An 11,426-nucleotide genomic window follows, 5' to 3' on the forward strand; every position below is an offset into this window, starting at 1 on the left:
GTATGGTTTTCTTGATTTGAATAGTATGGTTTTCTTGATTTGAATAGATATTCAATTTTGAGTAGGTATTACTCAGAGTTAAGTGACGATAGCCTAGGAGATACACCTGTACCCATGCCGAACACAGAAGTTAAGCCCTAGAACGCCGGAAGTAGTTGGGGGTTGCCCCCTGTGAGATATGGAAGTCGCTTAGCTCTAGGGAGTTTAGCTCAGCTGGGAGAGCATCTGCCTTACAAGCAGAGGGTCAGCGGTTCGATCCCGTTAACTCCCATTTAAGCGGGTGTAGTTTAGTGGTAAAACTACAGCCTTCCAAGCTGTTGTCGCGAGTTCGATTCTCGTCACCCGCTTTGAACTTTGTTCAAATTACCAAGTTTTTAACTTGGGCGCGTAGCTCAGGTGGTTAGAGCGCACGCCTGATAAGCGTGAGGTCGGTGGTTCGAGTCCACTCGTGCCCATAGAGTTTGGTCCGTTGGTCAAGGGGTTAAGACACCGCCTTTTCACGGCGGTAACACGGGTTCGAATCCCGTACGGACTATTATGGAGGATTACCCAAGTCCGGCTGAAGGGAACGGTCTTGAAAACCGTCAGGCGTGTAAAAGCGTGCGTGGGTTCGAATCCCACATCCTCCTTTTGTATTAACGCGGGATGGAGCAGCTCGGTAGCTCGTCGGGCTCATAACCCGAAGGTCGTAGGTTCAAATCCTGCTCCCGCAATAAGGCTCGGTAGCTCAGTTGGTAGAGCAATGGATTGAAGCTCCATGTGTCGGCGGTTCGATTCCGTCTCGCGCCATTTATATATTTTGGAAGGGTAGCGAAGAGGCTAAACGCGGCGGACTGTAAATCCGCTCCTTCGGGTTCGGGGGTTCGAATCCCTCCCCTTCCATTTTACGGGCATAGTTTAAAGGTAGAACTAAGGTCTCCAAAACCTTCAGTGTGGGTTCAATTCCTACTGCCCGTGTTAATAGAATTATGGCGGGTGTGGTGAAGTGGTTAACACACCAGATTGTGGCTCTGGCATGCGTGGGTTCGATCCCCATCACTCGCCTATTTTATATTATTGGGGTATAGCCAAGCGGTAAGGCAAGGGACTTTGACTCCCTCATGCGTTGGTTCGAATCCAGCTACCCCAGTTACTATTTGCCGGCGTGGCGGAATTGGCAGACGCGCTGGACTCAAAATCCAGTGTCCGCAAGGACGTGCCGGTTCGACCCCGGCCGCCGGTATAGTAAAGAGCTAAGGAACGTAGTTAATCTTCGTTCCTTTTTTATATGATTTTTGGTATAATAATACTTATTCAAATTTTATTTAGATTATGAAAGTGTAGGGAAGTATGTCTTGTTCTATCGATTTATTAAAACATCGGTATTTGAAAAATATTAAAGAAAATCTTGAATTATTTATTGGGATTGAACTGGAATATCCTGTTGTAAACTTGGAAGGGGATGCTACAGATATTGAAGTTATTATGTACTTATTCCGATATTTAGTTTCTACTTTGGATTTTGTTATCGAAAAGGTAGATGATTTTGGAAATCCTATCCAGTTAGTAGATCCAGTAAGTCAAGATGCTATTCTGTTTGAAGTTTCCTATACAACGATTGAGTTTGCATTTGGTAAGGCTAAAACGATACAAGAGGTTGAAGAACGTTTTAGTATTTATATGGAAGCAATCCAGAAGAAGTTAGCTGAATCAAATCATGCTATTGTTGGCTGTGGTATTCATCCCAACTGGGATAAAAATGAGAATTGTCCAGTGGCTTATCCACGCTATCAGATGTTGATGGATTATTTGAATTTGAGTAGAAAAGTTACTAAATCAGATTTACATCAATTCCCTGAATACGGAGCGTTTATTTGTGGGAGTCAGGTTCAACTGGATGTTTCAAAATCCAACTACTTACGGGTGATTAATGCTTTTACCCAAATTGAAGCGACTAAGGCTTATTTATTTGCAAACTCTGAGTTTTCGGGTGCAGATTGGGATACGAAAATTTCAAGGGATATTTTCTGGGAAGAATCTATGCATGGTATCTATCCAGAGAACGTCGGTGTTAATGCTAGATTATTTAAAGATGAAGACGATTTTTTTTACTATCTAGATCATTCTGCAATTTTTACTGCGGAACGTGATGGACAAACCTATTATTTTTATCCGATTCAGGCTAGGGACTATTTGGCTACACCTGAAATCCAAGCATATGCTCTTAATGGGGATGAGGTTATTATTTACCCCCAAGAGAAGGATTTTGAAACTCATCGTAGTTATCAGTATCAAGACTTAACGACTCGAGGAACGGTTGAGTTTCGTAGTGTGTGTACTCAGCCTCTTGATAGAACTTTTGCTTCTGCTGCCTTTCACTTGGGATTGTTGGTTAATTTAGATAAGTTAGAAGCTTACTTAGAAACAGCACCTTTCTTTAAAGAATTTGGGCGAAATTATAAGTTTTTAAGGCGACAATTTTCTAAGAAAAAGCTTACAGGTGAGGAAGAAACTGCAATTATTGAATTTTCCAAAGACTTACTCTTGCTAGCTGAGAAAGGACTGAAGATGAGAAATAAGCAAGAAACAATCTATTTAGAGCCTTTGAAAGAAGAATTGGGACTATAATTTCTCTTATAAAGGGAGAATTTTCTGAAAAATCATGATATAATGGAAGAGACTATAGATAAAGGATAGAGAGTAATGACATTAGTTTATCAATCAACGCGTGATGCCAACAATACAGTAACTGCCAGCCAAGCTATTTTGCAAGGTTTGGCTACGGACGGTGGCTTGTTTACACCAGTTACTTATCCAAAGGTAGATTTAGACTTTGACAAATTGAAAGATGCTTCTTACCAAGAAGTTGCTAAGTTAGTTTTGTCAGCATTTTTAGATGACTTTACAGCTGAGGAGTTGGACTACTGTATCAACAATGCCTACGATAGCAAGTTTGATACTCCAGCTATAGCGCCTTTGGTGAAATTAGACGGTCAATACAACTTGGAACTGTTCCATGGTTCAACGATTGCCTTCAAGGATATGGCCTTGTCTATCCTGCCATACTTTATGACGACTGCTGCTAAGAAACATGGCTTGGAGAACAAAATCGTCATTTTGACAGCTACATCTGGTGATACTGGGAAAGCCGCTATGGCAGGCTTCGCAGATGTTCCAGGTACTGAAATTATCGTCTTTTATCCAAAGGATGGTGTCAGCAAGGTACAAGAGTTGCAAATGACCACTCAGACTGGTGAGAATACCCATGTTATCGCGATTGATGGTAACTTTGATGATGCCCAAACAAATGTGAAGCATATGTTTAACGATCTGGCCCTTCGTGAAAAATTAGCTGCCAACAAGTTGCAATTTTCATCAGCTAACTCTATGAACATTGGTCGTTTGGTACCACAGATTGTTTATTATGTTTATGCTTACGCTCAGTTGGTTAAGGCTGGTGAAATTGTGGCTGGTGATAAGGTCAACTTCACAGTACCAACAGGAAACTTTGGAAATATCTTGGCTGCCTTTTATGCTAAACAAATTGGTTTGCCAGTTGGCAAATTACTCTGTGCTTCAAATGACAACAATGTTTTGACAGACTTCTTCAAGACCCGTGTTTACGACAAGAAACGTGAGTTTAAAGTAACAACTAGTCCATCTATGGATATCCTGGTATCTTCAAACTTGGAACGTTTGATTTTCCATCTTTTGGGTAATGATGCGATTAAGACAGCTGAACTCATGAATGCCTTGAATACAAAAGGACAATATGAATTGACTGATTTTGATGTAGAGATTCTGGAGCTCTTTGCAGCTGAATATGCGACTGAGGAAGAAACAGCGGCAGAAATCAAGCGTGTTTATGAATCAGATTCTTATATCGAGGATCCACATACGGCGGTTGCTTCAGCAGTTTATAAGAAATACCAAGCTGCTACTGGCGATGCGACTAAGACAGTAATTGCATCAACAGCTAGTCCATACAAGTTCCCAGTGGTTGCAGTAGAAGCTGTAACAGGAAAAGCAGGCTTAACTGATTTTGAAGCCTTGGCTCAATTACATGACATTTCAGGAGTGGCAGTGCCACCAGCAGTTGATGGCCTTGAAACAGCTCCAGTTCGTCATAAAACAACAGTAGCAGCTACTGACATGCAAGCAGCGGTTGAAGCTTATCTAGGACTTTAAGACAGAGGGAGTAAACTCGGTTGGGAAACCAACTGAGTTTCTTTTCATCAGGAGGAAGGATTGTTTAAGAAAAATAAAGATATTCTTAATATTGCACTACCAGCTATGGGTGAAAACTTTTTACAAATGCTCATGGGAATGGTGGACAGTTATTTGGTTGCTCATTTAGGACTGATAGCTATTTCAGGTGTATCAGTCGCTGGTAATATCATCACCATTTATCAGGCGATTTTCATTGCTCTTGGGGCAGCTATTTCTAGTGTTATTTCAAAAAGTTTGGGGCAGAAGGATCAGTCTAAGCTAGCCTATCATGTGACTGAGGCCTTGAAAATTACTTTACTATTAAGTTTCCTTTTAGGAGCTTTGTCCATCTTCGCTGGACAAGAGATGATAGGACTTTTGGGAACTGAACAGGCTGTGGCCGAAAGTGGAGGACTCTATCTATCTTTGGTAGGCGGATCGATTGTTCTTTTGGGATTAATGACTAGCTTGGGAGCCTTGATTCGTGCAACGCATAATCCACGTCTGCCCCTCTATGTGAGTCTCTTATCCAATGCCTTGAATATTCTTTTTTCCAGTCTAGCTATTTTTATCCTGGATATGGGGATTGCTGGTGTTGCTTGGGGGACTATTCTGTCTCGTTTGATTGGTCTTGTGATTTTGTGGTCGCAATTAAAGCTACCTTTTGAGAAACCGACTTTTGGTGTAGATAAGGAACTATTGACCTTGGCTTTACCAGCAGCTGGAGAGCGGCTTATGATGCGGGCTGGTGATGTCGTTATCATTGCCTTGGTCGTTTCTTTTGGGACAGAGGCCGTGGCTGGAAATGCAATAGGAGAAGTCTTGACCCAGTTTAACTATATGCCTGCCTTTGGCGTTGCTACGGCAACGGTCATGCTGGTGGCTCGAGCGGTTGGAGAGGATAATTGGGAAAGAGTAGCTAGTTTGAGCAAGCAAACCTTTTGGCTTTCTCTGATTCTCATGTTGCCCTTGACCTTTAGTATCTATGCCTTAGGGATACCACTGACTCATCTCTATACGACTGATCCTCTAGCGGTGGAGGCTAGTGTGCTAGTGACATTTTTTTCACTACTTGGTACTCCCATGGCGACAGGGACAGTCATCTATACGGCAGTTTGGCAAGGTTTGGGAAATTCTCGACTTCCCTTTTATGCGACAAGTATAGGAATGTGGTGTATCCGCATTGGGACAGCCTATCTGATGGGGATTGTTCTTGGTTGGGGCTTGCCTGGTATTTGGGCCGGAACCCTTCTGGATAATGGTTTTCGCTGGTTATTTCTACGCTACCGCTACCAGCGTTATATGAGCTTGAAAGGATAGGAAATGCAAAAAATAGCTTTTATTTGGGATTTAGATGGGACCTTATTGGACTCTTACGAAGCGATTTTATCAGGGATTGAGGAGACTTTTGGTCAGTTTGCTATTCCTTATGATAAGGAGAATATGAGAGAGTTTATCCTCAAGTATTCTGTGCAAGATTTGCTTGTGCAGGTGGCAGAAGAGAGAAAACTAAATGTGGAAATACTAAATCAGGTGCGTGCCCAGAGTCTTGCTGAGAAGAATGCTCAGGTAGTCTTGATGCCAGGTGCGCGTGAGGTTCTAAAGTGGACAGACGCAGCAGGGGTTCAACAGTTTGTCTACACTCATAAGGGGGACAATGCTTTTACCATTCTCAGAGACTTGGGTTTGGAGTCCTATTTCACAGAGATTTTAACCAGTCAGAGTGGCTTTGCGCGGAAGCCAAGTCCAGAAGCGGCTATATATTTGCTAGACAAGTATCAGCTGAATCCTGATAACACCTATTATATAGGGGATCGGACTCTGGATGTGGAATTTGCCCAGAATAGTGGGATTCAAAGTCTCAACTTTTTAGAGTCGTCTTATGAAGGCAATCACAGGATTCAAGCGTTAGCAGATATTTCCCGTTTTTTTAAGGCTGAGCGATAAAAAGATTGTGTCAGTTTTGTGACAGAGACCTAACAAACTATTTCAAGTAACCGAGTTTGTTACAAGGAATGGACAGTTCTGTTAAATAGGCCCTAGAGGGCTTTTTTTATTCTCTTTTTGTGTTATCATAGACAGGTACTCATTTGAAAGGAATTTGAAAGAATGAAGAAAAGAATAATATTAGCGTCAACAGTAGCCTTGTCATTTGCTCCAGTATTGGCAACTCAAGCAGAAGAAGTTCTTTGGACTGCACGTAGTGTTGAGCAAATCCAAAATGATTTGACTAAAATGGACAACAAAACAAGCTATACAGTTCAGTATGGTGATACCTTGAGCACTATTGCAGAAGCCTTGGGTGTAGATGTCACAGTTCTTGCGAATTTGAATAAAATCACTAATATGGACTTGATTTTCCCAGAAACTGTTTTGACAACAACTGTCAATGAAGCAGAAGAAGTAACAGAAGTTGAAATCCAAACTCCTCAAGCAGATTCTAGTGAAGAAGTGACAACTGCGACAGCAAATTTGACAACCAATCAAGTAACCGTTGATGATCAAACTGTTCAGGTTGCAGACCTTTCTCAACCTATTGCTGAAGCTCCAAAAGCGGTAGAAACTATAAGCACAAAAGAAGTAGTATCAAGTTCAGAAGTTGCAGAGATAGTGACTGCTTCAGAAGAAGTGACACTATCTACAGAGACTTCTGTCTCAGAGGGACAAACAGCCGAAACAACCAGTCCAGTTGAAGAAGCAGCTCCTCAGGCAACGACTCTAGCTGAGAAGAAGGAAACACAAGCAGGTCTTCAAGCTAAGCCAGCAGGGGAAGAAACTACAACTCCAGTAGAAGAAAAAGCAACTGAGACAACTGCAACAAGTTCAGAAGAAGTAAAAGAAGTAGCATCAAGTGAAGCTACACCAGTAGTTTCTACTGATCAACCAGAAGAGACAAAACCAGTTTCAACAACTTACGCGGCTCCAGCTGCGCCTGATTATGCTGGACTTGCAGTAGCAAAATCTGAAAATGCAGGCCTTCAACCACAAACGGCTGCTTTTAAAGAAGAAATTGCCAACTTGTTTGGTATCACCTCCTTTAGTGGTTACCGTCCAGGGGACAGTGGAGATCACGGAAAAGGTTTGGCTATCGACTTTATGGTACCAGAAAGTTCAGAACTAGGGGATAAGATTGCGGAATACGCTATTCAAAATATGTCCAGCCGTGGCATTAGTTACATCATCTGGAAACAACGTTTCTATGCTCCATTCGATAGCAAATATGGACCAGCTAATACTTGGAATCCAATGCCAGACCGTGGTAGCGTGACAGAAAATCACTATGATCACGTTCACGTTTCAATGAATGGATAAACCAGACTTTGTAATATCATTTTGACGAATGAGAACTAGCTTTCGTGATAGGAAGCGAGTCTCGTTCGTTTTTCTTTGTTAATTTGAGTGGAAAGTAAAATGGGAAGTTAGAATTTTGTAATGCTTTAAGCAACATTCTTGCATTCTATTTTACTTTGCATTATACTTGATAAGTCAACTATTGATAAATCAATAGAAGAGAGGAAGAAATGCTAGAGATTCAAGATTTACTGTATCAACTCCGCTTGTCTGAGCAAGCGAGCACGCAATTATTTGAAAAAAGGCTTGGGATTAGTTTAACACGGTATCAGATGTTACTGTTTTTGCTGGTGCATTCTCCTTGTAATCAAATGGCGGTTCAGGAGCGTTTGAAGATTGATCAGGCTGCTTTAACCCGACATTTTAAGATTTTGGAAAAGGAAGGTTTGGTGGAGCGCCATCGTAATCCTGAAAATCAGCGGGAAGTGTTGGTAGAGGCTACGAAGTATGCCAAGGAGCAGTTAGTGGTGAATCCTCCTCTGAATCCTCCTCTGAAGCATATCAAGGTTAAGGAAGAGATGGAAGGTATCTTAACAGAGTCTGAAAGAACAGAACTCAGTCGTTTATTAAATAAATTGGTTTTGGGTATTGAGAATATAGAAATTTAAGGAGAAAATATGTCAATTATGACAATCATTTTAGCAACAATCGTTGCTTTGGAGCATTTTTACATTTTTTATTTGGAAAGTATTGCAACGCAATCAGATGCGACCAGTCGAGTCTTTAACATGGAAAAGGAAGAACTGGCTCGTCCGTCAGTAAGTTCATTGTTTAAAAATCAAGGGATTTATAACGCTCTGCTAGGAGTCTTTCTATTGTATAGCATTTATTTCTCACAGAATTTAGAAATTGTGACTATTTTTGTCTTATTTGTGATTGGTGCTGCGGCTTATGGCTCTTTAACAGCAGATAAGAAAATTATTTTGAAGCAAGGTGGACCAGCTATTTTGGCCTTGATTAGTATTTTATTTTTTTAATAAACTCAAAGATCAATCCTAGCCTCGCTAGTCCTTTTCACTCCAGAATAAGGGAAATATGTTATACTTGTGTTTAAGAAAAGAATTTCATGGAATCGTTTATAAGGAGCTAGAAATGAAAGTATTAGTGACTGGTTTTGAACCCTTTGGAGGGGAAAAGGTCAATCCAGCCTTGGAGGCTGTGAAAGGTTTACCAGATGAAATCCATGGTGCTGAGGTCCGTTGGCTAGAAGTGCCGACAGTCTTTCACAAATCGGCTCAAGTATTGGAAGAAGAGATGGATCGTTATCGACCTGACTTTGTCCTTTGTATTGGCCAAGCAGGTGGACGAACTAGCTTGACACCTGAACGAGTGGCCATTAATCAAGACGATGCACGCATTCCTGATAATGAAGGCAATCAACCGATTGATCTTCCTATTCGTCCAGACGGTGCCTCGGCCTATTTTAGTAGTTTGCCGATTAAAGCGATGGTTCAAGCTATAAAAAAAGAGGGCTTGCCGGCCTCTGTTTCCAATACTGCAGGGACTTTTGTCTGCAATCATTTGATGTATCAGGTCCTCTATTTGGTAGAAAAGAAATTTCCATATGTTAAGGCAGGTTTTATGCATATTCCTTATATGATGGAACAGGTGGTGAATCGACCGACTACTCCAGCTATGAGTTTAGTGGATATTAGGCGGGGGATAGAAGCGGCAATCGGCGCTATTATCGAATATGGGGATCAGGATCTCAAGTTGGTAGGCGGAGAAACTCATTGATAGAAAAAAGCTTGAGGGAAAACCTTCAAGCTTTTGGACGTTTTCGAGCTAGTACTGCTCGGTAAAAAATTATTTTATTGATTTGAATGTAGGGTAGGAGTGAGAAACTAGCAATTCCAAAGGTAATCCAATTGAGGAAGTACCAAGGAAGGAGTTGTAAGTCTAGGATAAAGCGCTGAAACTTATAGCCTTTCATCAGGAAACGGCTGGTTTTAAGGATTTGTCCTGGTTTGGCTTGCCCTAAGTCTAGGGTGTCACAAAGGAGAAATTCTACCTGCGAATAGGCATAGTATTGAGGAATATAGAGACTATTTCCTATAATCATTAAGAAGATACTTGCTAGAACGTAAAGACCAAAGGTCATGAGGAAACGCTCAGTTTCAACTGACGTGAGATCCAGATTGGGAAATTCAGGATGGATTGCAACGAATTTCTTTGCTAGAAAGCTACTGTAAAAGAGGAAGTAAATCCCAAGCAAGCTAGGAATGCTCCATAAGAAGAGATAGAAACGTTTGAGAAGGAGAGTCAAAAAGGTTTGTGAAAAGTGCTCTTCGTTAAAGAGTGCGAGACTATTTTTGATGGATAGTTCTGTATCAGGATTTTTGATGAGTTTCAGCGTTGTATAAACTGAACTGGTCAGGAGAATCGTTCCGATAAAGGAGACTAATAGTGGAAAAAGGTAGGCTTGGAATACATGACCAAGCACGCTTAAAAGGGATTGCTCTAAAATAGACTCGTTGATGCGCTCTAAGGGATTAAGGAAACCAGACAAGATGACCAGCATGCTAGGTAAGAGATAGACGAGAAAGAGGCGGGGATTTTCAGCCTGAAATTGTCTGGCCTGCAGACGAATGGTTTTTAAATCAATTTTTGGGTATTTCATTCTCTCATTATACCATAGTTCGTGACAGTTCCAGCTTTTTTTGATAAAATCATACAGTATGCCCTTGGGCACAAAGTATGAACTGGGACTGTCTTTCCCAGCTTCGGAGGTAAAAAATGTCAGATTCACCAATCAAATATCGTTTGATTAAGAAAGAAAAACACACGGGAGCTCGTCTGGGAGAGATCATCACTCCCCACGGCACCTTCCCGACACCTATGTTTATGCCAGTTGGGACTCAAGCAACTGTCAAAACTCAGTCACCTGAAGAATTGAAGGAAATGGGTTCAGGGATTATCCTATCAAACACCTATCATTTGTGGCTTCGCCCTGGAGATGAACTCATCGCACGCGCAGGTGGTCTCCACAAGTTCATGAATTGGGACCAGCCAATCTTGACAGATAGTGGAGGTTTCCAGGTTTATTCCCTAGCTGATAGCCGCAATATCACAGAAGAAGGAGTAACATTTAAAAACCATCTCAATGGTTCAAAGATGTTCCTATCACCAGAGAAGGCCATCTCCATTCAGAATAATCTAGGTTCAGACATCATGATGTCCTTTGATGAATGTCCTCAGTTTTATCAACCTTACGACTATGTTAAGAAATCAATCGAGCGTACCAGTCGTTGGGCTGAGCGTGGTTTGAAGGCTCACCGTCGTCCACATGACCAAGGTTTGTTTGGGATTGTGCAGGGGGCAGGATTTGAAGACCTGCGTCGTCAGTCAGCTCACGATCTTGTCAGCATGGATTTCCCAGGCTATTCTATCGGTGGTTTAGCAGTAGGAGAAACCCACGAGGAGATGAATGCCGTCTTGGATTTCACAACCCAACTGCTACCTGAAAATAAACCTCGCTATTTGATGGGTGTGGGAGCGCCAGATAGCTTGATTGATGGGGTGATTCGTGGTGTAGATATGTTTGACTGTGTCTTGCCGACTCGCATCGCTCGTAATGGGACTTGTATGACCAGTCAGGGACGTTTGGTTGTCAAAAATGCCCAGTTTGCTGAGGACTTTACGCCGCTGGATCCTGAGTGTGATTGCTACACATGTAAGAACTATACACGTGCTTATCTTCGTCACCTACTCAAGGCCGATGAAACCTTCGGTATCCGCTTGACTAGCTACCACAATCTTTACTTCTTGCTTAACCTGATGAAGCAAGTTCGACAAGCCATTATGGATGACAATCTTTTGGAATTCCGTGAGTATTTTGTTGAAAAATATGGCTATAATAAGTCAGGCCGTAATTTCTAAAATGGAAT

At 41.7% G+C, this 11,426-nt stretch carries 10 protein-coding genes, 12 tRNA genes and 1 rRNA gene; 22 read left to right on the forward strand and 1 reads right to left on the reverse strand.

Annotated features, from left to right (window positions below; genetic code table 11):
- The first annotated feature begins 78 nt into the window (after positions 1-78).
- From rrf to pcp, 21 genes are all read left to right on the forward strand, one after another.
- Positions 79-194: ribosomal RNA gene (rrf, locus tag D8787_RS06210) — 5S ribosomal RNA — on the forward strand.
- Between the two features lie 4 nt (positions 195-198).
- A tRNA-Val gene (locus D8787_RS06215) sits at positions 199-271 on the forward strand.
- A 5-nt stretch (positions 272-276) separates the two neighbouring features.
- Positions 277-347 (forward strand) — tRNA-Gly (locus D8787_RS06220).
- A 34-nt stretch (positions 348-381) separates the two neighbouring features.
- A tRNA-Ile gene (locus D8787_RS06225) sits at positions 382-455 on the forward strand.
- An 8-nt stretch (positions 456-463) separates the two neighbouring features.
- Positions 464-535: transfer RNA gene (locus D8787_RS06230), tRNA-Glu, on the forward strand.
- Positions 536-539: 4 nt separating this feature from the next.
- Positions 540-629 (forward strand) — tRNA-Ser (locus D8787_RS06235).
- A 10-nt stretch (positions 630-639) separates the two neighbouring features.
- Positions 640-713, forward strand: a tRNA-Met gene (locus D8787_RS06240).
- 3 nt (positions 714-716) lie between these two features.
- Positions 717-789 (forward strand) — tRNA-Phe (locus D8787_RS06245).
- A gap of 12 nt (positions 790-801) precedes the next feature.
- Positions 802-882, forward strand: a tRNA-Tyr gene (locus D8787_RS06250).
- Positions 883-886: 4 nt separating this feature from the next.
- Positions 887-957, forward strand: a tRNA-Trp gene (locus D8787_RS06255).
- A 14-nt stretch (positions 958-971) separates the two neighbouring features.
- A tRNA-His gene (locus tag D8787_RS06260) sits at positions 972-1,044 on the forward strand.
- A gap of 13 nt (positions 1,045-1,057) precedes the next feature.
- Positions 1,058-1,129 (forward strand) — tRNA-Gln (locus D8787_RS06265).
- Positions 1,130-1,138: 9 nt separating this feature from the next.
- Positions 1,139-1,222, forward strand: a tRNA-Leu gene (locus tag D8787_RS06270).
- A 107-nt stretch (positions 1,223-1,329) separates the two neighbouring features.
- Positions 1,330-2,607: a gamma-glutamylcysteine synthetase gene (locus D8787_RS06275; RefSeq protein ID WP_125421848.1), complete on the forward strand. Its 1,278-nt coding sequence runs from the start codon at positions 1,330-1,332 to the stop codon at positions 2,605-2,607.
- A 75-nt stretch (positions 2,608-2,682) separates the two neighbouring features.
- Positions 2,683-4,167 carry a threonine synthase gene (thrC, locus tag D8787_RS06280; RefSeq protein ID WP_125421851.1) on the forward strand — a complete coding sequence of 495 codons (1,485 nt, stop codon included), beginning with the start codon at positions 2,683-2,685 and terminating at the stop codon, positions 4,165-4,167.
- Positions 4,168-4,227: 60 nt separating this feature from the next.
- Entirely contained in the window at positions 4,228-5,508 is a 1,281-nt protein-coding gene (locus tag D8787_RS06285) for an MATE family efflux transporter (RefSeq protein ID WP_125421854.1), read from the forward strand.
- A gap of 3 nt (positions 5,509-5,511) precedes the next feature.
- Positions 5,512-6,135 (forward strand): HAD family hydrolase, encoded by a 624-nt coding sequence (locus tag D8787_RS06290; protein ID WP_125421857.1) that lies wholly within the window; start codon positions 5,512-5,514, stop codon positions 6,133-6,135.
- 162 nt (positions 6,136-6,297) lie between these two features.
- Positions 6,298-7,500, forward strand: a complete 1,203-nt coding sequence (locus D8787_RS06295; protein ID WP_125421860.1) for a LysM peptidoglycan-binding domain-containing protein — start codon at positions 6,298-6,300, stop codon at positions 7,498-7,500.
- A gap of 209 nt (positions 7,501-7,709) precedes the next feature.
- Entirely contained in the window at positions 7,710-8,147 is a 438-nt protein-coding gene (locus D8787_RS06300) for a MarR family winged helix-turn-helix transcriptional regulator (RefSeq protein WP_125421863.1), read from the forward strand.
- Positions 8,148-8,156: 9 nt separating this feature from the next.
- Positions 8,157-8,516, forward strand: coding sequence for a DUF1304 domain-containing protein (locus D8787_RS06305; RefSeq protein ID WP_125421866.1), 360 nt, complete (start codon positions 8,157-8,159; stop codon positions 8,514-8,516).
- Between the two features lie 115 nt (positions 8,517-8,631).
- Entirely contained in the window at positions 8,632-9,276 is a 645-nt protein-coding gene (gene pcp, locus D8787_RS06310; RefSeq protein ID WP_125421869.1) for a pyroglutamyl-peptidase I, read from the forward strand.
- 25 nt (positions 9,277-9,301) lie between these two features.
- Here pcp and D8787_RS06315 read toward each other — a convergent pair whose 3' ends face one another.
- A complete protein-coding gene (locus tag D8787_RS06315) occupies positions 9,302-10,159 on the reverse strand; it encodes a DUF975 family protein (protein WP_125421873.1) in 858 nt (285 codons plus the stop codon).
- A 116-nt stretch (positions 10,160-10,275) separates the two neighbouring features.
- On the opposite strand from D8787_RS06315, the gene tgt reads away from it, so the two are divergent.
- The gene (gene tgt / locus D8787_RS06320; protein ID WP_001285237.1) at positions 10,276-11,418 is read left to right on the forward strand and encodes a tRNA guanosine(34) transglycosylase Tgt; all 1,143 of its coding nucleotides are present in this window, start codon (positions 10,276-10,278) and stop codon (positions 11,416-11,418) included.
- The last annotated feature ends 8 nt before the right edge of the window (positions 11,419-11,426 follow it).

Origin of the sequence: Streptococcus mitis (genome assembly GCF_003944325.1) — a bacterium.
Taxonomy (GTDB): domain Bacteria; phylum Bacillota; class Bacilli; order Lactobacillales; family Streptococcaceae; genus Streptococcus; species Streptococcus mitis_CW.

Bases quoted from the DNA above. Each gene is read 5' to 3' on its own strand.
- D8787_RS06275 (WP_125421848.1), top strand. From the start codon at position 1,330: ATGTCTTGTTCTATCGATTTATTAAAACATCGGTATTTGAAAAATATT.
- thrC (WP_125421851.1), top strand. From the start codon at position 2,683: ATGACATTAGTTTATCAATCAACGCGTGATGCCAACAATACAGTAACT.
- D8787_RS06290 (WP_125421857.1), top strand. From the start codon at position 5,512: ATGCAAAAAATAGCTTTTATTTGGGATTTAGATGGGACCTTATTGGAC.
- D8787_RS06295 (WP_125421860.1), top strand. From the start codon at position 6,298: ATGAAGAAAAGAATAATATTAGCGTCAACAGTAGCCTTGTCATTTGCT.
- D8787_RS06300 (WP_125421863.1), top strand. From the start codon at position 7,710: ATGCTAGAGATTCAAGATTTACTGTATCAACTCCGCTTGTCTGAGCAA.
- D8787_RS06305 (WP_125421866.1), top strand. From the start codon at position 8,157: ATGTCAATTATGACAATCATTTTAGCAACAATCGTTGCTTTGGAGCAT.
- pcp (WP_125421869.1), top strand. From the start codon at position 8,632: ATGAAAGTATTAGTGACTGGTTTTGAACCCTTTGGAGGGGAAAAGGTC.
- D8787_RS06315 (WP_125421873.1), bottom strand. From the start codon at position 10,159: ATGAAATACCCAAAAATTGATTTAAAAACCATTCGTCTGCAGGCCAGA.
- tgt (WP_001285237.1), top strand. From the start codon at position 10,276: ATGTCAGATTCACCAATCAAATATCGTTTGATTAAGAAAGAAAAACAC.